Source organism: Actinosynnema sp. NPDC037264 (assembly GCF_055603705.1).
Window position 1 is genome coordinate 49,028 of sequence record NZ_JBVJVK010000013.1, and the last position, 19,038, is coordinate 68,065.

18 protein-coding genes and 1 pseudogene are annotated in these 19,038 nt (G+C 72.1%); 7 read left to right on the forward strand and 12 right to left on the reverse strand.

From position 1 onward, the window contains the following. A complete protein-coding gene (locus ACZ7GX_RS17080) occupies positions 1–465 on the reverse strand; it encodes a MarR family winged helix-turn-helix transcriptional regulator (protein ID WP_498777634.1) in 465 nt (154 codons plus the stop codon). A 129-nt stretch (positions 466–594) separates the two neighbouring features. Between ACZ7GX_RS17080 and moaA the strand changes: the two genes are divergently transcribed. From moaA to ACZ7GX_RS17095, 3 genes are all read left to right on the forward strand, one after another. After that, positions 595–1,653 carry a GTP 3',8-cyclase MoaA gene (gene moaA, locus ACZ7GX_RS17085; protein ID WP_498777636.1) on the forward strand — a complete coding sequence of 353 codons (1,059 nt, stop codon included), beginning with the start codon at positions 595–597 and terminating at the stop codon, positions 1,651–1,653. Position 1,654: 1 nt separating this feature from the next. Then, positions 1,655–1,909: a MoaD/ThiS family protein gene (locus ACZ7GX_RS17090; protein ID WP_498777638.1), complete on the forward strand. Its 255-nt coding sequence runs from the start codon at positions 1,655–1,657 to the stop codon at positions 1,907–1,909. A gap of 379 nt (positions 1,910–2,288) precedes the next feature. Further along, entirely contained in the window at positions 2,289–2,942 is a 654-nt protein-coding gene (locus tag ACZ7GX_RS17095; RefSeq protein ID WP_230569786.1) for a LysM peptidoglycan-binding domain-containing protein, read from the forward strand. 192 nt (positions 2,943–3,134) lie between these two features. Here the strand turns inward: ACZ7GX_RS17095 and ACZ7GX_RS17100 are convergent. The 4 genes and pseudogenes from ACZ7GX_RS17100 to ACZ7GX_RS17115 all read right to left on the reverse strand — a co-directional run bounded on the left by ACZ7GX_RS17100 (position 3,135) and on the right by ACZ7GX_RS17115 (position 6,218). Beyond that, positions 3,135–4,048: pseudogene (locus ACZ7GX_RS17100) on the reverse strand (molybdenum cofactor biosynthesis protein MoaE). 17 nt (positions 4,049–4,065) lie between these two features. Then, positions 4,066–4,539, reverse strand: a complete 474-nt coding sequence (gene moaC / locus ACZ7GX_RS17105; RefSeq protein ID WP_230569783.1) for a cyclic pyranopterin monophosphate synthase MoaC — start codon at positions 4,537–4,539, stop codon at positions 4,066–4,068. 10 nt (positions 4,540–4,549) lie between these two features. After that, positions 4,550–5,938 carry an NAD-dependent malic enzyme gene (locus ACZ7GX_RS17110; RefSeq protein WP_230569782.1) on the reverse strand — a complete coding sequence of 463 codons (1,389 nt, stop codon included), beginning with the start codon at positions 5,936–5,938 and terminating at the stop codon, positions 4,550–4,552. Between the two features lie 94 nt (positions 5,939–6,032). Then, positions 6,033–6,218 carry a hypothetical protein gene (locus ACZ7GX_RS17115; protein ID WP_498777641.1) on the reverse strand — a complete coding sequence of 62 codons (186 nt, stop codon included), beginning with the start codon at positions 6,216–6,218 and terminating at the stop codon, positions 6,033–6,035. A gap of 123 nt (positions 6,219–6,341) precedes the next feature. On the opposite strand from ACZ7GX_RS17115, the gene ACZ7GX_RS17120 reads away from it, so the two are divergent. The 3 genes from ACZ7GX_RS17120 to ACZ7GX_RS17130 all read left to right on the forward strand — a co-directional run bounded on the left by ACZ7GX_RS17120 (position 6,342) and on the right by ACZ7GX_RS17130 (position 9,733). Continuing rightward, a complete protein-coding gene (locus tag ACZ7GX_RS17120; protein ID WP_498777643.1) occupies positions 6,342–6,917 on the forward strand; it encodes a 3'-5' exonuclease in 576 nt (191 codons plus the stop codon). 90 nt (positions 6,918–7,007) lie between these two features. After that, positions 7,008–9,254 carry a helicase-associated domain-containing protein gene (locus ACZ7GX_RS17125; RefSeq protein WP_498777646.1) on the forward strand — a complete coding sequence of 749 codons (2,247 nt, stop codon included), beginning with the start codon at positions 7,008–7,010 and terminating at the stop codon, positions 9,252–9,254. A gap of 296 nt (positions 9,255–9,550) precedes the next feature. Further along, positions 9,551–9,733: a hypothetical protein gene (locus ACZ7GX_RS17130; protein ID WP_498777648.1), complete on the forward strand. Its 183-nt coding sequence runs from the start codon at positions 9,551–9,553 to the stop codon at positions 9,731–9,733. Positions 9,734–9,808: 75 nt separating this feature from the next. Here the strand turns inward: ACZ7GX_RS17130 and ACZ7GX_RS17135 are convergent, their stop codons facing one another. From ACZ7GX_RS17135 to ACZ7GX_RS17150, 4 genes are read right to left on the reverse strand one after another with little or no spacing between them, the layout of a single operon-like run. Continuing rightward, the gene (locus ACZ7GX_RS17135) at positions 9,809–10,414 is read right to left on the reverse strand and encodes a GTP-binding protein (RefSeq protein WP_230569779.1); all 606 of its coding nucleotides are present in this window, start codon (positions 10,412–10,414) and stop codon (positions 9,809–9,811) included. Continuing rightward, entirely contained in the window at positions 10,395–11,153 is a 759-nt protein-coding gene (locus ACZ7GX_RS17140) for a DUF742 domain-containing protein (RefSeq protein WP_498777650.1), read from the reverse strand. The genes ACZ7GX_RS17135 and ACZ7GX_RS17140 overlap by 20 nt, the downstream gene beginning before the upstream one ends. 30 nt (positions 11,154–11,183) lie before the next feature. Beyond that, the gene (locus ACZ7GX_RS17145) at positions 11,184–11,603 is read right to left on the reverse strand and encodes a roadblock/LC7 domain-containing protein (protein ID WP_033442969.1); all 420 of its coding nucleotides are present in this window, start codon (positions 11,601–11,603) and stop codon (positions 11,184–11,186) included. Next, positions 11,600–14,959 (reverse strand): sensor histidine kinase, encoded by a 3,360-nt coding sequence (locus ACZ7GX_RS17150; protein ID WP_498777652.1) that lies wholly within the window; start codon positions 14,957–14,959, stop codon positions 11,600–11,602. Before ACZ7GX_RS17150 ends, ACZ7GX_RS17145 begins: the two co-directional genes overlap by 4 nt. A gap of 555 nt (positions 14,960–15,514) precedes the next feature. On the opposite strand from ACZ7GX_RS17150, the gene ACZ7GX_RS17155 reads away from it, so the two are divergent. Then, positions 15,515–16,381: an ABC transporter substrate-binding protein gene (locus ACZ7GX_RS17155; RefSeq protein WP_498777654.1), complete on the forward strand. Its 867-nt coding sequence runs from the start codon at positions 15,515–15,517 to the stop codon at positions 16,379–16,381. A gap of 125 nt (positions 16,382–16,506) precedes the next feature. Here ACZ7GX_RS17155 and ACZ7GX_RS17160 read toward each other — a convergent pair whose 3' ends face one another. The 3 genes from ACZ7GX_RS17160 to ACZ7GX_RS17170 all read right to left on the reverse strand — a co-directional run bounded on the left by ACZ7GX_RS17160 (position 16,507) and on the right by ACZ7GX_RS17170 (position 18,904). Continuing rightward, positions 16,507–17,427, reverse strand: a complete 921-nt coding sequence (locus ACZ7GX_RS17160; protein WP_498777656.1) for an LppU/SCO3897 family protein — start codon at positions 17,425–17,427, stop codon at positions 16,507–16,509. Between the two features lie 65 nt (positions 17,428–17,492). Beyond that, positions 17,493–17,963 carry an LppU/SCO3897 family protein gene (locus tag ACZ7GX_RS17165; RefSeq protein ID WP_498777658.1) on the reverse strand — a complete coding sequence of 157 codons (471 nt, stop codon included), beginning with the start codon at positions 17,961–17,963 and terminating at the stop codon, positions 17,493–17,495. 65 nt (positions 17,964–18,028) lie between these two features. Beyond that, the gene (locus ACZ7GX_RS17170) at positions 18,029–18,904 is read right to left on the reverse strand and encodes an LppU/SCO3897 family protein (RefSeq protein WP_498777660.1); all 876 of its coding nucleotides are present in this window, start codon (positions 18,902–18,904) and stop codon (positions 18,029–18,031) included. Positions 18,905–19,038 lie beyond the last annotated feature (134 nt).

The window sequence follows — 19,038 nt, forward strand, 5'->3', positions numbered from 1 at the left end:
TCAGGCCTCGATCACGCGTCGCCGGAACGTTTCGATGAGCGTCTGGTTGTAGCGCTCCAGCACGTCCCGCTCCGCCGGCGTGAAGCGCGACAGCACCTCGCGCAGCGTCTCCTGCGCGCCGACGAACAGGTGGTCGAACTTGCCCCCGTCCGCCACGGTGACCTCGACGAGCACCTTGCGCCGGTCGTGCGGGTCGCGGACCCGCCGCACGTAGCCGGCGCGCTCCAGCCGGTCGATCACGCCGGTCACCGCGCCGGTGGACAGCCCGGACAGCTCGGCGATCTTGCCCGCGGTGATCGGGCCGCTCGCCCGCAGGGCCAGGTCGAGGCACTTCTCGTCGGTCGGCGACAGGCCCATCCGCTCGGCCACCCGGCTGTGGAACAGGACGGTGAGCGCGCTGGTCTCCCGCGCGTAGACGCTGAACCGCTCCAGCACGTCCGCGGGCACCTCGTGCTCACTGCTCATGTCAGGCAATTTAGCGTTCCGACCCGGGGTTCCGGCGAACGTGTTCGGCATCTTCGCCCAACTCACCGCCCGCCGCCGTCCCCCATTTCCACCAGCACCCACAAGTGTCAGCCGATTACCCTGGCAGGGGTGACAGCTGTCGAGTTGGGGCTACCCGCCGTGCGCGGCAACCCGGACACCTCCGAGCGACCGGACTCACCCCTGCTGGTGGACCGGTTCGGCCGGATCGCCACCGACCTGCGCGTGTCGTTGACCGACCGCTGCAACCTGCGGTGCACCTACTGCATGCCCGCCGAGGGCCTGGACTGGCTGCCGAAGCCGGACCTGCTCTCCGACGACGAGCTCACCCGCCTCATCGGCATCGCGGTGACCCGCCTCGGCGTGACCGACATCCGGTTCACCGGCGGCGAGCCGCTGCTGCGGCCCGGCCTGGACGGCGTGATCGCGGCGACCGCGGCGCTCGACCCCCGGCCGCGCATCTCGATGACCACGAACGGGTTGACCTTGGCCAAGCGCGCGGCCGGGTTGGTCGCCGCGGGCCTCGACCGGGTGAACGTCTCGCTCGACACCCTCGACCCCGAGCGCTTCCACCGGCTCACCCGCCGCAACCGGCTGGCGGACGTGTTCGCGGGCCTGGCCGCCGCCCGCGACGCCGGGTTGACGCCGGTCAAGGTGAACACCGTGCTGATGCGCGGCGTGAACGAGGACGAGGCCGTGCCGCTGCTGCGCCACTGCCTGGAGCACGGCTACCAGCTGCGGTTCATCGAGCAGATGCCGCTCGACCCGCAGCACGGCTGGAACCGCGACGACATGGTCACCGCCGAGGAGATCCTCGAGTCCCTGAGCACCGGGTTCACCCTGACGCCCGAGCCGGGCGAGCGGGGCGGCGCGCCGGCCGAGCGGTGGCTGGTGGACGGCGGCCCGGCCGTGGTCGGCGTGATCGCGTCGGTCACCCGGCCGTTCTGCTCGGCGTGCGACCGGACCAGGCTCACCGCCGACGGCCAGGTGCGGAACTGCCTGTTCAGCCGGTCGGAGACGGACCTGCGGGCGTTGCTGCGCGGTGGCGCGTCGGACGAGGACATCGCGCACGTGTGGCGCGGCAACTCGTGGGCCAAGGCCGCCGGGCACGGCATCAACTCGGCCGGGTTCAGCCAGCCCGACCGGCCCATGAGCGCGATCGGAGGGTGAGGTGCGGCTGACGGTGCGGTACTTCGCGGGCGCCAGGGCGGCGGTGGGCGTGGCGGAGGAGAGCTTCGAGCTGCCCGGCGACGCGGCCACGGTGCGGGCCGCGATCGAGGCGGTCCGCGGCCGGCACGGCGCGGAAGCGGCCCGCGTGCTGCCCGCGTGCAGCTACCTGTTGGACGGTGTGGCCGTTCGCGATCATGACACGGCCGTGTGGTCCGGGGCACAACTCGACGTGTTGCCACCCTTCGCCGGCGGATGAGGCTTCTCCACCCTTGCGGCTTAGTACGTGAGCTAAACCTCACTTACGGTGATTGATCTCGGCGAATCTCGGAACGGAAACAGACCGGTAACGGTGCCCTGAGCTGGCTAAACGGGACGGTCGGGGAGTCACTCGGTCGCGTTACAGTGACGTGCGTCACATGGCAGATCATTTGGCGCGAGCCTCCCGGTTACGTACCGTCGCTTCTCGGTTGGCCCCGACCGACCAGAGCTAGACCGGGACGCCTCGCACCGAACCTGTCCAACGGTGTCCCGGAACACCCCCGAGCGAGAGACAACCACCGGACAGGGATCAAGCCGAACGGCGTACCGGGCCCGAACCCGAGCCGGACGCGCAGGTGCGGGTGGACGAGAGGGAAATGGCTTCTTACCGAGGCAAGCACCGTCCGACCACCAGTTCCACCGCCCGGAGCATCGCGAAGGTCGCCGTCGCCGGCGTCATCGTCGGCGCGCCGCTGGCCATGGCCGCCGGCACCGCGAACGCGCAGTCCGGCGTCAACTGGGACGCGGTCGCCGCGTGTGAGAGTGGCGGCAACTGGAGCATCAACACCGGCAACGGCTACTACGGCGGCCTGCAGTTCCTGCCGTCCACGTGGACCGCGCACGGTGGTTCCGGAATGCCCCACCAGGCTTCCCGCGAGGAGCAGATCCGCGTCGCGGAGAACGTGATGAAGACCCAGGGCATCGGCGCCTGGCCCGTCTGCGGGCCGAAGGGCCTCGGCGGCGCCCCCGCGCCCGCCAGGACCGCCCCGGCCCCGGCGCAGCCGCGTCAGGCCGCCCCCGCGCCGGTCCAGCAGGCCGCGCCGGTCCAGGAGGCCCCCGCTCCCGTGACCGTGGCGCTGCCGTCCTCCAACCCGAACGGCGACTACGAGATCAAGGCCGGCGACAGCCTGTCGAAGATCGCGGAGGAGCTGAAGGTCGAAGGCGGCTGGGCCAAGCTGCACGAGCTCAACAAGCAGTTCATCCCGAACGCCGACCTCATCCTGCCGGGTCACAAGATCGCCACCAAGTGATCCGTGGCCGGCGCGAGTCGGTGCACGACGGAACAGGGACCCCGGACCGCCCCCCTCGGCGATCCGGGGTCCCCGACCCGTTTCCGGGCTGAGTTCCCGTCACCGAGTTGTCGTCGCCCCGGTCGGACCTGCCGGTCGTGGGTCCGCACCGGGTTGTCGGGGATCTCGTCGCCGGGTTCCCCGTGGCCCTGGTCAGGGCATGTTGACCCACTCGTCGGTGCCGTCGGTGAAGACCTGGCGCTTCCACACCGGCAGCCGCCGCTTCACCTCGTCGACGAGCTCCGAGCACACCGCGAACGCCTCACCCCGGTGGTCGGCGGACACGGCGCAGGCCAGCGCCACGTCCCCGATCGCGAGCGGACCGACCCGGTGCGACACGGCGACGGCCCGCACGCCCTCGAACCGGGCCACCACGTCCGCCACCACCTCGGCCACCACCGCGCCGGCCGTCGGGTGCCCGACGTACTCCAGCTCGCGCACCGAACGCCCGTGGTCGTGGTCGCGCACCACCCCGGCGAACGTCACCACCGCGCCCGCCGCCGCGTGCTCCACGAGCTTGGCGTGCTCGTCCACGGACAGCGGCTGATCGCTGACGGTCGCGCGCAGGACCTCGGTCATGCGTGGTCACCTCCGGACACCTGGTCGACGGCGTGCTCCAGCACGGTCGCGAGCACCTCCAGCCCGTCGCGCACCCCGCCGGTCGAGCCCGGCAGGTTCACCACGAGCGTGCGGCCCGCCACACCGGCCACCCCGCGCGACAGCACGGACGTCGGCACGCGGGGCCAGCCTGACATGCGGATGGCGTCGGCCACACCCGGGACCTCGAAGTCCAGCACCGACCTGGTCGCCTCCGGCGTGCGGTCGGTGGGGCTCACGCCCGTGCCACCGGTCGTGATGACGACCGCGACACCGTCCGCCACGGCCGCCCGAAGCGCGTCGGCCACCGGCTCGCCGTCCGGCACGACCACCGGGTCCGGCACGTCGTAGGACCGCTCCCGCAGCCACGCCACGATGATCGGCCCGCCGCGGTCGGCGTACACACCGGCGGACGCCCGGTTCGACGCCGTGATCACGCGCGCGGTCCGGACCGCGGGGCCAGGCGTCACGGGCGCGGAGCCGGCCGTCACGGGCGCTCCCACAGGCCGGTCTTGCCGCCCTCCTTGCGCTCGACCCGCACCGCGTCCAGCGACGCCGCCGGGTCGACCGCCTTCACCATGTCGTGCAGCGTCAGCCCGGCCACCGACACGGCCGTCAACGCCTCCATCTCCACGCCCGTGCGGTCCGTCGTGCGGACGGTCGCGGTGATGCGCACCTCGGCGTCGCCGAGCACGAGGTCCACCTTCACCCCGGACAACGCGATCGGGTGACACAGCGGCACCAGCTCCCAGGTCCGCTTGGCCGCCATGATCCCGGCGATGCGGGCCGTGGCCAGCGCGTCGCCCTTCGGCAGCCCGTCGCTGCCCAGCAACGCCACCACCTCGTCCGTCGTGCGCAGGACACCGGAGGCCACCGCCGTGCGCGTGGTCGGCTCCTTCTCGGACACGTCGACCATGCGTGCCGCGCCGGCGGCGTCCAGGTGGGTGAACTGGTTGCTCATACCCGCGATGCTAGGCGGATTCGGTGGCGGCCTTCCGGACCGCCTCGGCGACCGCGGGCGCGACCGAGGTGTCGAACACGCTGGGCACGATGAACGACGCGTTGAGGCGTTCGCCGTCCACCACGTCGGCGATGGCGTTGGCCGCCGCGATCAGCATCGAGTCCGTGATCGTGCGGGCGTGGGCGTCGAGCAGGCCCCGGAACACGCCCGGGAACGCCAGCACGTTGTTGATCTGGTTCGGGAAGTCGCTGCGCCCGGTGGCCACGACGGCGGCGTGCTTCTGCGCCTCCATCGGGTCGATCTCCGGGTCCGGGTTCGCCAGCGCGAACACGATCGCGTCGCTGTTCATCGTGGCGACCTGCTCGGCGCCGAACAGGTTCGGCGCCGACACGCCGATGAACACGTCCGCGCCGACCAGCGCGTCGTGCAGCCGGCCGCTGACGTTCTCCTTGTTGGTCGACGCGGCGACGGACTTCAGGTTGTCGTCCAGCCCCGGCCGGTCGCGGTGCACGATGCCGTCCACGTCGACCGCCACCACGTCGCCGGGCTCCTGCTTGAGCAGCAGCCGGATGATCGCGCTGCCCGCCGCGCCGACCCCGCACACCACGACCTTGCAGTCGGTGATCTTCTTGCCGACCACGCGCAGGGCGTTGCGCAGCGCGCCGACCACGACGATCGCGGTGCCGTGCTGGTCGTCGTGGAAGACCGGGATGTCCAGCTTCTCCCGCAGCCGCGCCTCGATCTCGAAGCAGCGCGGCGCGGCGATGTCCTCCAGGTTGATGCCGCCGTAGACCGGCGCGATCAGCTCGACCGCGCGGATGATCTCCTCGGTGTCCTGGGTGTCCAGGCAGACCGGCCAGGCGTCGACGCCGGCGAACTTCTTGAACAGCGCGGCCTTGCCCTCCATCACGGGCAGCGCGGCGGCCGGGCCGATGTTGCCGAGGCCGAGCACGGCCGAGCCGTCGGTGACCACGGCGACCGTGTTGCGCTTGATGGTGAGCCGGCGGGCGTCGTCCGGGTTCTCCGCGATGGCCATGCAGACGCGGGCGACGCCGGGCGTGTAGGCGCGGGAGAGGTCGTCGCGGTTGCGGAGCGGCACCTTGGACGAGATCTCGATCTTGCCGCCGAGGTGGACCAGGAACGTCCGGTCCGACACCTTGCGGACCACGATCCCGGGCAGCAGCTCCAGGGTGTCGGTGATGTCCTTGGCGTGGTTGGCCGACAGCGCGTTGCAGGTGAGGTCGATGATCACCCGGTCGGTGTGCGACTCGACGACGTCGAACGCGGTGATCACGCCGCCCGCCCGGCCGACGGCCGAGGTGAGGTCGCCGGCGGCCGACGCCGACGGCGGGGCCTCCAGCCGGACGGTGATCGAGTAACCAGGGCCGGGGACCGGCATCGAACCTCCCAGAACAGCACAGCTCAAGAGGGATCGAGCGTAGTCCGCGCGGATATACGGAACGCGCGCGGCTCGACGGCCGCGCGCGTCCGGGCTAGCGGTTGATCTCCGTCACGGGGTGGTGGTAGCCGAGCTCTTCGACCGGCAGCGGGAAGGTGACCTTGCCGAACGGGGACATCGCGCCCTGCACGTCGCTGGCCAGCTCGGACACGGCGTACTTGCCGTCGGCGGGCGGCTCCGGCCAGTGCGGGTCGATGCGCTCGGGGCGGGCCTTGGCCACGGTTCCTCCTCGGTCGTGCCTTCGTCGGGACAAGTGTGCCTCATCCGCCCGGGTGACGACGCGCGGTGCCCGGCGGCGAAAAGCGAGAGCCACGTCACCGGTGTGATCCCTACCCTCGGGCCGGTGAGCGACACGACGGCACTGCTCAACGTGGTCGACATCGAGGCCACGTGCTGGGCGGGCGACCCGCCGCCCGGCCAGGTGAGCGAGATCATCGAGATCGGCCTGACCGCGGTCGACCTCGCGTCGGGCGAACGGGTCGGCAAGCACCGGCTCCTGGTCCGACCGCGGCGTTCGGCGGTCAGCCCGTTCTGCACCGAGCTGACCGGCCTGACGCAGGCGGAGGTCGACGGCGGCGTGGACTTCGCCGAGGCGTGCCGGCAGCTGGCCGTCGAGCACCGGGCCGGTTCGAGGCCGTGGGCTAGCTGGGGCGACTACGACCGCAGGCAGTTCACGCGGCAGTGCGGGGCGACGGGCGTGCCGTACCCGTTCGGTAGGCGGCACTGGAACGCGAAGCTGGTCTTCACGCGGGCGCACGGGCTGCGCAAGCGCCCGGGGATGGCGCAGGCCCTGCGGATCGCCGACCTGCCGCTGGAGGGCAGGCACCACCGCGGCGCGGACGACGCGTGGAACATCGCCGCCCTGGTCCTGCACCTGACCGGTCGCGACGCCTGGCCGGCCGAACCCACCGCGGACTGACGCCGGGCGGGGTCCGGCGATTCCGGCCGACCGCAGGGTTGCGGGGGCTGGCCGGCCCGGTGCGGGTGGTCGGCATATACCGTGGTGAGGATGTCCGGCACGACCCTCGCCGAGTGGCTGCGGGCGCAGGACGACTCCGCGCTCGTGGCTCTGCTGCGCGCCCGGCCGGACCTGGCCACGCCCCCACCGGCGGACACGACCGTGCTCGCCACCCGCATCGGGTCGCGGGCGTCCGTGGCGCGGGCCTGTGAAGACCTCGACACGCTGACGTTGACCGTCCTCGAAGCGCTGCTCGTGCTGGACGCCGACCTCGCGCCGGTCGGCCGGACCGCCGTGCAGGAGCTGTTCGGGCCGACCGACATCAGCGCGCCGCTCGACGCGCTGCGCGCCCGTGCCCTGCTCTGGGGCGGCGACCACGCGCTCAGCACCCCGCCGGCCAGCCGTGACGCGGTCAACCCGTTCCCCTGCGGCCTCGGCCGCTCGGTGCCCCGGCTCGCCACCGCCGACCTCACCGCCCTCGACCCCGACGAGCTCCGCGTCCTGCAGACCCTCGCGGCCGGTCCGCCCGTCGGCCAGACCAAGGACGCCGCGCACGTCGTCTCCCTCGCGGGAGCCCGCACGCCGATCCAGAAGCTGCTCGCCCGCGGCCTGCTGGTCCGGCGCGACGCGCAGACCGTCGAGCTGCCCCGCGAGATCGGGCTGAAGGTGCGGGGCGACCGACCGCTCGGCGCGATCCAGACCACCGAACCGCCGCTCACCACGTTCCGCCGCGACCCGTCCGACGTCGACCACACCGGCGGCGGGGAGGCGTTGGAGCTCTGCCGGCACGTCGAGACGCTGCTCAAGAGCTGGTCGGAGGACCCGCCGGCGGTGCTGCGGTCGGGCGGCGTCGGCGTGCGGGAGCTGCGCAAGCTCGCCAAGGACCTCGACGTGGACGAGCGCCGGGCCGCGCTGCTGGTCGAGCTGGTCGTCAACGCGGGCCTGGTCGCCGACACCGAGGGCCTCGAACCCGAGTGGGTGCCCACCACGCAGACCGACGCGTGGCTGGTCGCCGCGCCCGAGCACCGGTGGGCGACGCTGGCCCAGGCGTGGCTCGACCTGCCCCGGCTGCCCGGTCTGATCGGGCGGCGCGACGACCGGGACCGGCTGCTCAACCCGCTGGCGCCGGAGCTGAACCGGCCGGGCGCGCCCCGTGACCGCAAGCGCATCCTCGAGGCGCTGGCCGCGTTGGAGCCCGGCACCGCCGTGATGGAGCCGGACGAGCTGGCCGCCGTGCTGGCGTGGCGGGCGCCGCGGCGTGGCGGGCGGCTGCGCGACGAGCTGGTGCGGTGGACCGTGGACGAGGGCACGCAGGTCGGCGTCCTCGCGCACAACGCCATCACCGCCCAGGGCCGCACGCTGCTGTCCGAGGGTCCCGGCGCGGCGGCGAAGCGGCTGGGCGACGCGTTGCCCGCGCCGGTCGACCACGTGCTGGTGCAGGCCGACCTGACCGTGGTCGCGCCCGGGCGGTTGGACCCGGAGCTGGCCGACGAGATCGCGCTGGTCGCGGACGTCGAGTCGGCCGGCAGCGCCACCGTCTACCGGGTGCGCGAGAGCTCGGTGCGGCGGGCGTTCGACGCCGGGCGCAGCGCCGCCGACCTGCACGAGCTGTTCAAGACCCGGTCGCGCACGCCGGTGCCGCAGTCGTTGACGTACCTGATCGACGACGCGGCGCGCAAGCACGGCCGGTTGCGGGGTGGTGCGGCCGGGTCGTTCCTGCGCTGCGACGACCCCGTGCTGATCACCGAGGTGATGTCGCACGCCGCGGCCGAGCGGTTGGCGCTGCGCAAGATCGCGCCGACCGTGCTGGTCAGCCCGTTGCCGCTGGCGGAGGTGCTGGACGGGTTGCGCGAGGCCGGTTTCGCGCCCGCCGCCGAGGGCCCGGACGGCCACGTGCTGGACCTGCGGGCCGGTGGCCGGCGGATCGCGGGCAAGGGGCGGCGCAGGCCGGTGCAGCCGGGCGCGCCGTCGGACGAGCAGCTGGACGAGCTGGTGCGGGTGGTGCGGGCGGGCGACCGCGCGGCGACGACCACCGGCGGTGCGCGGGTCTCGGTGCCGGGTCACCTGGGCGCGGGACCGTCGGCCACGCTCGCGTTGCTGCAGCGGGCGGCGCGGGAGGGTCGCAGCGTGCTGGTCGACTTCGTGGACGGCCACGGCACGGCGGCCCGCCGCGTGATCACGCCGCAGGTCGTGGGCGGTGGCGTGCTGGAGGGCGTCGACGTCAGCTACGGCGAGGTGCGCCGGTTCCCCCTGCACCGCATCACGTCCGCCGCCCTGGTCGAGGGTGACGACGCGTAACCCCCCGTTCGGCACTGATGATCACCCGATCGGTGAACCCTGGACGCCCTAGCGTCGAGTCGCGGTGCTCGCGCCGCACACCACCCGTGCGTCGAACGGCCGGGCCACCCCCGCCTGCTCGGGCACGTCGAAGGGCGGCCTCCTACGAGGAGACCGCCCTTCGACGTGGTGGCACCGCCGGGACAAGGAGAGGCCGCGATCGGCGGAGCTGGTGCGAACGCGACGTCCCGGTGGCCGATCGGAGGTTCGCCCGAGCACCTCGCCGACCGCACGCACGCCCGTGGAGGGACTGGCCGATGGCTCGTTCGTGGAAGGACGTCAAGGCGGACAAGGCTCGCCGTGACGGCGAAGCCGGCCGCGACATGGCACGCGCCCGTGAAGACGCGCGCAACCGGACGCAGGCGTTCATCCTCGGCTTCCGCCTGGCCCAACCGGACGACCGACGAGGACCGTCGCCGAGCCAGGTCGACGGACGCTGAAGGGCGGCCTCCTACGAGGAGACCGCCCTTCGACGCGAAACCGTCACCACCCGCACCGGCCGACCGGGAAGCCGATCAACCCGCGCGGACCGACATCCACTGGCGCATGGCGTGCTCGACCAGCGTGATCAACGTCTGCTTGGTCGACTGCCGGTTGCGCGCGTCGCACGTCACTATCGGCACCGACTGGTCGATCGTCAACGCCTCCCGGACATCCTCGATCCGGTGGTGCAGCAGACCGTCGAAGCAGTTCACCCCGACCACGTACGGCAACTGCCGGTCGTCGAAGAAGTCGATCGACGCGAACGCGTCCGCCAACCGACGCGTGTCCACCAGCACGATCGCACCGATCGCACCCTTCACCAGGTCGTCCCACATGAACCAGAACCGGTGCTGACCCGGTGTCCCGAACAAGTACAGGATCAGATCCTGGTCCAACGACACCCGACCGAAGTCCATGGCCACCGTCGTGGTGACCTTGTTCGGCGTCGCCGAGAGGTCGTCGACCCCCGCACTGGCCTCCGTCATCACCGCTTCGGTGGTCAGCGGAACGATCTCCGACACGGAACCGACGAACGTAGTCTTGCCCACGCCGAAGCCACCGGCCACCACGATCTTCGCGGAGGTCGTCGGCTTCCGTTCGCCATCGGCCGCGTTGGGGCTAGAGCCTGCGAAGCCCACTGAGCACCCTCTCAAGGAAATCAATGGACGGCTTGTCCCCCGTGATCAAGCCACCCTGATGAATCAAAACCAAACCCATGCTCGCCATGTCGCCGATCAACACCCTGGCCACGCCGAGCGGGAGCCGGAGGTGGGCGGCGACCTCGGCCACCGACCTGGTGTCGGTGCACAGCCCGCAGATCGACCGGTGCTCGGGGAGCACGGCCGCGTCGCGTTCGAGACCTCGCTCGCTGGTCGACACCAGCGCCTCGATCGCGAGGTCGTAGTCGGGCCGGGTCCGGCCACCGGTCCGGGTGTACGGGCGGACCAGCGACCCGGACTCCGCCGCGGGGTTCTCCTCGCGCCGCACGACCGGCTGCGGGCCGGTCGTGTAGGGCACCTGTTCCGGCACGCTGTCCGGCAGGCCGTGCGCGCCGAAGAGATCGGCTCCCGGACCTCCGAACAGGCCGCTGCCGTACCCGTCGATGTCGAACCGGTTGGGAACGTCGTCGTAGTCGTACGACGAGTCGTCAACCTCACGCTGAGACATATCGCCTTGCCCCTGCCCTGTGCCTTCGACCCGTGACCGCTGCGCCTGTTCCGCCCGGCGGCCTCGCCACGAGTTGGGTGCGTCCTCGGCTTCCTCGTCCTGTGCGGGGTCGGCATCCGGCTCAGCGAATTGGAAGCCGCCGACCGCCCACTCCTGGTAGTCGAAGTTCCTACCGAAGCGTCGGCCGCCGGCGCCAGATCGTTCAGCCATTTACCTTCACCCCCACGATCTCATGAGGATCTACCGCCGAACCACGCCCTGGAGCTGCGCGCGCAGCTCCGGGGTGAGCTGCTGGCCCACGCGCTCGACCAGCAACGTCATCTCGTACGCGACGAGGCCGATGTCGCAGTTGGGGGCCGCGAGCACCGCGAGGCACGACCCGTCGCTGATCGACATCAGGAACAGGTAGCCCCGTTCCATCTCGACCACGGTCTGGTTGACCGTGCCCGCCTCGAAGCACCGAGCCGCGCCCGCCGTGAGGCTGACGAGCCCGGATGCCACGGCGGACAGCTGTTCGGCGCGGTCGCGGGGCAGGCCCTGCGAGCCGGCGAGCAACAGCCCGTCCGCCGACACGACCACGGAATGTGCCACACCGGGAACCCGGCGCACGAAGTCGGTGATAAGCCAACCAAAGCTGCCTGGCTGAGCTGCGGTCGTCACTCCTGCTCCTCGTCTTGCCGGCTCGACATGTCACCAGCGTAAGCGTCGATCAAAGCGTGTCGCCCTCGACGGACGCCCTGCTGAAGACTCGACATGCGTCCACGGATCGCGTCAGCCGATCGTGGTGGCAGCGGGGGCCGCTGCGGTTGCCGCTCCGAGGCCGTCGGCTTCGGTGCGGCGGATCCCGGCACAAGCTGAGCCTTGGGCACCCGCTTGGGCAACCCCGCCTGTGTCGTGGTCTCGGGCGCCTTGTTCAGCAAGGCCTGTGCCGCCTGCCAGCCCTCGTCGGCGGGGGATTCCCACACCGCCTCGGCGGCGGGCGCGGCCGGCTCGGGTTCGGCGACCGGTTCGGGCTCGGTCACGCGGGACACCTCCGCGGCGCGCTTGGGCAGGTTGTTGGGTGATCCGGGCCGCCGCTTGGGCAGCCCGCCCTCGGTCAGACTAGTGCCCTCGGCGCGGTCGGTCGTCGCTTCGCCCCGTTGGGGCAGCGCACCGCCCTCCGGCTCGCGCCTGGGCTGGGCGTTCTGGCCCGAGTCGAGCAGCCCTCGCGAGGGCAGCGGGTCGGCCGACGTGGTGGGCGCGACCGGCGGGATCGGGCGCGGCCTGCGGGTCGGCAGCGCCGACTCGACCGGCTCCGGCTCCGCGGCCGGCGCCGGTGGCACCGCCTGCGCGGTCGCCGCCGACGTCTCGCTGCCCACGGCCTGGAACCACTGGGAGAGGACCGCCTCGTAGATCGGCAGCCGCTCGGTCGGCGCGTCCAGGTCGCGGTCGACCTCCCTGGCCGCGGGCGCGGCCTGCGGGGCCGAGCCGTTGCGGTGCGCGGGCTCCGGGGCGGGCTCGGGCTCCGGTTCGACGAGGAAGCCGCTGTCCAGCGGCGCGAACTGGGTGGTCTCGAAGCCGTGCTCGTAGTCGGCGTCGTGCTCGGAGCGGTCCTCGTAGGCGGTGAACAGGGTCGGCTCGCCGAACGAGCCCTCCGGCTCCCGCTCCACGTCGCGCTCGTCCGCCGCGCGCATCCACGGCTGCGACACCTCGGCGGGGGTCTCCTCGGGCGCCTGCCCGAACGCCGGCGCCTCGCCGAAGGCGGGCACGCGGGCCGGGTCCTGCTCGCCCTGGCCCTGCACGAAGCTCACCGGGAACGCCGGCTCCTCCTCGACGCGCGGCAGGCTCGGGAAGCTCGCATCGTCGTCCAGGCGCGACACGGTGCCGGTGCCGAACGCGCCGGCGATGCCGGACGCGCGCTGCGCCGTCGTCCCGAACCCGGAGTCGCCGAAGCCAGCGGCGTCGCCGAACCCGGCCGAGTCGCCGAACCCGGCGTCCGCGAAACCGGAGTCGCCGAACGCCGAGGCGGGCTCGGCGCCCATCGGGGAGCCCATCGCGCCGGGCGAGGCGACCAGCGTGTCGGGCACGAGCACGAGCGCGGTGGTGCCGCCCTCGATGTCCTCGTTCGACCGCAGCCGCACCTTGATGTCGTGCCGCTTGGCCAGCCGCGCGACCACGTACAGGCCCATCCGGCGGGACACCGCGACGTCCACGTCCGGCGGGTCGGCCAGCCGCTCGTTGGCGTCGTTGATCTCCTGCTCGCCCATGCCGACGCCGCGGTCCTGGATCTCGATCGCCAGCTCGCCCTTGCGGGTGCGGGCGGTGCGCACGGTGACCTTCGTCACCGGGTCGGAGAACGCGGTGGCGTTGTCGAGCAGCTCCGCGATCAGGTGCACGAGGTCGTTGACCGCGCGGCCCTGGACGGTGAGCTCGGGGGTCTGGCCGACCTGCACGCGGGCGTACTGCTCGACCTCGGACACCGCGGCGCCGAGCACCTCGGCGGCCGGGACCGGGCGGGTCAGCCGCCGGGACAGGTCCGTGCCGGACAGGACCAGCAGGTTCTCGCTGTTGCGCCGCATGCGGGTGGCGAGGTGGTCCAGCTCGAACAGGCTGGCCAGCTGGTCGGGGTCCTGCTCGTCCTGCTCCAGCCGGTCGATCAGGTTCAGCTGGCGCTCGACCAGGGCCTGCGAGCGGCGGGACAGGTTGACGAACATCGAGTTGACGTTGTCGCGCAGGAGGGCCTGCTCGGCGGCCAGCCGCACGGCCTCGCCGTGCACCGCGTCGAACGCCCGGGCCACCTGGCCGACCTCTTCGCGGGTGGTGATCGGCACCGGCGCGATGGCCGTCTTCGCCGCTTCCTGCGGGTTCGGGTCGGCGAGGATCCGGTTGACCGCCTCGGGCAGGCCGTGGTCGGCCACCGCGAGCGCGGTGCGGCGCAGCGTGCGCAGCGGGTTGAGGATCGAGCGGGCCACGAACAGCGCCATGACCAGGGCCAGCAGCAACGCGCCCAGCACGATGCCGGAGTCGCGGAACGCCGCGGCGCGGGCCACGCCGGTCAGCTCGTCGGTCCGGTTCTGCAGCTGCTCCAGCAGCAGGTTCTCCACGTCCCGGGTGAGGTTCACGGTCAGCGTGGACGCGATGTCCCACTTCTCCGGGCGCAGCGACGTCATCGGCTTGTCGGCGGCGGCCAGGTTCAGCGCCGTCTCCTGCATGTCGTTCGCGGTGTCGACGATCAGACCCGTGACGGTGTCGTCGTAGATCTTCGCCTGGTCGGCCGTGGCGGACTTGCGGAAGTCGTTGCGGGCCGCGTCCAGCTCGGCGTTCGCGGCCAGCAGCTGGCGTTCCTGGCCCGGGCCGAACGCGCCGCGCTGGAAGACGTCGAGCATGATGCCGCGCTTGCGCGACTCCTGCTCCTTGATGCGGGCGATGGCGTTGGTGGCCAGGTGCAGCCGCACGAGCTCGGGCTCGTTGATGCCGGCGATGGCCTGCTCGCCGAGGTCGAGGAGGCTCTCCACGGACTCGGAGTAGGTGCGCATCACGGCGTCGGACGGGTACTGCGTCTCGCGGACCGCGTTGCGGAGGCTGTTGAGCCGGTTGAGCTGGCTGGACGCCCGGCGGAACCGGGTCACCACCTCGTCGTCGAGGTCGGCGCTGAGGTCCACGATCTTGGCGTTGAGGGCCTGGACGGTGTCCTCGACGCGGCGCAGCTGGCGGTCGAGGACCACGCGGTCGAGCTGCTTGCCCGACGCCACGTGGCTCGCGCTCAGGTCGCGCTCGCGCTGCAGCTGCTGCACCAGGTCGGCGACCGCCGACTCCAGCTGGATCTGGTTCGCGAGCCGGTTGAGGTCCGCCGCGTCGGCGAGGTCCGAGTTCACGCGCAGGCCGCCGAGCGCGACCGCGGCGATGGTCGGGATCAGCAGGACGGCCGTCAGCTTGGTGGGCAGTCGCCAGTTGCGCAGGCGCCAGCCGGCCGTGCGGGTCGGCTCGACCCGTCCGGCCGCGGTCGAGCCCGTCGTCGGTCCCGTTTGCTCGGTCACAGTTCCATCACTCAGCGCAACCAGTCCGTCACCCGTTCCGGGCCTTTCGGAGCGCGGTGTAATCCCCACGCCTGACTGGCTGGGACCTCTCTCTCGACGGGCCACCCTGGGCTTCCTCTTCCGGCAGCAGTGGTTCCGGCCTCTCCCCCGCGGACCGAAGCATGGACTCGAATTCGGGCCGAATTGCAGCACAGGAGCGGTGGTGCCGGCTAGTCACCCCCACCCCTCGCGGGGACACGACGGTCTGCGACGACCTGTGCCACCAGCCGGGGAGCGTAGTGCTCGACCCCAGCCCCGGGGAAGACTCCGGAAGCACTCACCGTATCGGAGCAGGGCTGTCGTTTCATACCTCCGGGTGGTTACCATCCCGGACATCGACAAGTGCGTCGAGAAATTCGTTGATCAAAAGACCCCGCTCTCGAGGTCATCCCGGCGAGAGGTGCCATGCCTACCCCAGCGCGTGTTCTGCGACGTGCGGCAGCGTTGTTCGCTTGTGCCGCCACCTTGACGGCGTGCGGACTGATCCCCGGCACCGACGGGAACAGCCGCCCCGAGGTGGAACGCAACACACTGCGCATCGGTGTGCTGCCGGTGGTGGACGTCGCACCGCTGCGCCTCGCGTTCAACAACAAGCTGTTCGAGAAGGCCGGGTTGCAGGTGCAGCTGGTGCCGCTGAACAACGAGTCCGAGGGCATCAAGCAGCTCGACACCACGCTGGACCTGACCTGGGCGACGCACGTCACGCTGTTCCGCAGCTACGCCGAGGGCACCCAGCTGCAGCTGCAGGGCGAGGCGTACCAGGCGGGCGCGAACACGATGGCGCTGGTCACGCTCGACCCGAACTACGACAGCCCCGGCAAGCTGCCCAACCCGCGCATCGCGGTGCCGTCGACCGGTGACGTCGGCGCGCTGACCACGAAGGCCGTGCTCAAGACGGCGGGCGTGGAGAAGCAGCGGATCAGGCCGTCCGAGATGCCGTTCGAGCAGATGGTCTCCGCGATGCAGGCCAAGCAGGTCGACGCGGCGTGGATGACCGAGCCGTACATCACGCAGGCCCAGGCAGGGGCAGGTGCGCGCATCCTCACCGACACCGCCGTCGGCCCGACCAAGGACTTCCCCATGTCCGGGTACGCGTCGAGCAAGAAGTTCGCCGACGGCAACCCGCGCACGCTGGCCCTGTTCCGGCAGGTCCTGCGGGACGCGCAGGAGGCGGCGTCGAACGACAAGCTGTCCGTGCAGAACGCGCTGACCGGCTACATGGACGTCGACCAGCAGACCGCGGCGCTGGTGTCCGTCGGCACGTTCCCGCTGTCGCTCAACCCGGTCCGGCTGCAGCGCGTCGCCGACATGATGGACACCGAAGAGGTGCTGCCGGAGCGGTTGGACGTCGGCGGGTTGTTGCCGCCTGGAACCACCAACTGACTCACCGTCAGCGAAACTCGTGCGATAGGGGCCTTCCCATTGCGGGAAGGCCCCTTGTTCTTTTCGATTTCCGCGTCGGTTGGAACTCGATCCGGCGGCGACCGCGTCACGACGCGGTCACTCGATCAAGCTTCCGTCAAGCAGATCGTCGTAGCGGGCTGTGAGTAAACGGTCACGGTGTCGCCACTCTCGCACTCGTTCTCGTCCGCCCGGCCCCGCACGACCTTGCCCACCTTGTACGAGGCGCTCGAATCGCAGGTCACCTTGGTGGTTTTGGCCGCGACAATCGTGCCGTCCTCCTTGAAGCAGTCGCCCTCCTCCGCGTTGAGCATCAGGCACAGCTTGAAGCCGTTGCTGCGCCGACCGCCACGGTCGGAGTACTCGGAGTAGTCGCCGGGCGGGCAGGAGTCGGTGCTGCTGTCCAGGTTGGCGGCCACCTTGAAGGCCGCCTCGGGCGACGAGCACTCGATCTTCTCGACGTCGGCGTCCGTGACCGAGGCGGAGATGACCTTGATGCAGTCGCCCGCCTCGGCGCCCGACGGGCCGGTGATGTTCGCGATGATGCCCGCGACGACGATGCCCACGATGCCCAGCGCCACGACCGCGACCAGCGCTTTCGCGCCGCGGGACGTGCCCTTGGCCGGCGGGGGCGGGAACTGCTGCGGGTAACCGGGCTGGCCGAACTGACCGGGCTGGCCGGGCTGGCCGAACTGACCTGGCTGACCCGGCTGACCGAACTGGCCGGGCTGACCCGGGTACTGGGGCCCGCCCGGGAATTGGCCCTGGTCAGGGTGCTGGGGCTGCGCGTACTGCGGCGGCTGGTCCGGGTAGCCGGGCATCGGCTGGTAGCCGGGGGCCTGCTGCGCGTGACCGGGCTCCTGCCCGTACCCCGGCTGCGGGTAGGGCTGCTGGTGGGGCTGCTGCGGGTACGACTGGTGCGGGTAGGGCGGTGGGGCCGGGAAGCCCTGCGGCGACGACGGCGGACCCCAGCCGGGCTGCTGGGGTGGCGGGAAGCCGTGGGGCGGCTGGTCGGGTGGGGTGGTCACCTGGCGTTCCTCTCGACTGCGAACGAGCGGAACGTACCCTCGCGCGCCGCGTGGGCGCAGCGATTTCAGCCCTTGTCGGACGCGCGGACCAGGCAGAACGTGACGGAGGGCTCCACGTAGGTCAACTTCTGGCCGTTGGCGCACTCCACCGGCTCACGGGCCACGTTCGCCACCCGGATCGCCATGGCGGCCGTGCACTCCACCTTCTTCATCCCCGACTCGCGGTCGCCCTGGTAGCAGGCGCCCTGCACGAAGTTGGGCATCAGGCACAACGTCTCCGCGAGCGTGAAGACCGTGTACGGCGCGCCGCCCGTGGGGCACTGCGAGCCCTGGTCGACGACCTTGGCCACCCGCACGTTGGCCTCGTGGGCCCCGCAGTCGAGCGGCCGGTACCTGGCGACGCCCTTCTCGGCCTTCTCGATGTGCCCGCAGCCGCCCGGCTCGGCGCGCTCGGGCCCGCCGGTGAGCAGCGTGAACGCGAACGCGCCCGCCACCACGACCGCGACCACCCCGAGGCCCCACCCGATCTTCCGCATGGAACAGGGCATCGGCACGGTCGCGCGCCGGGTTGAGCGGGTTCACCCGCCGGTGGTCACGGGCGTCACATCTCGGCGGGCGCCAGGCAGTACGTGACGGGCGGCTCCGGGTAGGCCATGCCCGCGCCGTCGGGGCAGGCCTCCAGGTCCGCGGCGCCCTCGATGACCTTGACCACCTTGATGGTCTCGGGGCCGGTGCACCCGGTCTTGACGAACCCGGTGCCCTCGTCGGGCTTGTAGCAGGAGCCCTCGGCCATGTTGGGCAGCAGGCACAGCTTGTAGCCGTCGCCGACGCTCGCGGCCGGGACGATCTCGGTGTAGAGGCCGTCCTCGGGGCAGGTGGCGTCGGTGGTCTCCAGGACCTTGGCCACCTTGTAGGAGGCCTCGTCGGCGGAGCAGTCGAGGGTGTCGACCTCGGCCCGGTTGTCGGCCTCGGCGGACACGCTGACGCAGTCGCCGACCTCGGCGTTGGCGGGATCACTGGTGAGGTAGCGCACGCCGTAGACGACGATGCCGATCAGCAGCACGACCAGCACGCCGATGAGGATCTTCCGGCCACCGCCGCCGGGCTTGCCGGTCCCGTTCGCCGCGGGCGCCTGGGAGGCGGGCTCGGCCACGGGGTCCGCGGCGGGGGCCGGTCGCGCGCCGGGCACGGCGGTCGGGCCGGCGGGCGTCACGGGCTCGTTGCCGGCCACCGGGCGTTCCCCGGCGGCGGAGCCCGGCTCGGGGGCGGTGTCGTCGGGCTCGGTGGAGCCGGGGCCGGAGCCCAGACCGGACGACGCGGGGCTTGCGAGGTCCCGCTCGTCGGCCGACGCGGCGGCGTCCCGCGAGGCCGCGATGCGCTCGGCGTCGGCGGGCGGCACGTCGGGACGGGCGGCGGGATCGCCGGCGGCCCCGGTCGGCGCGTCGTCGTCGGCGGGTCGACTCGGCTCGTTGCTCATGATCATCCTCGCTGGACGGGTGCGCGTGACGCCACAGAAGGTAGCGCCACGCGCACCCGCGAGGTGGATCAGCCGCTCGCGGCTCGGCGGGCGTCCCGCCCCGTCCTGCCGGAACAGGACGTCAGGGACGGCCG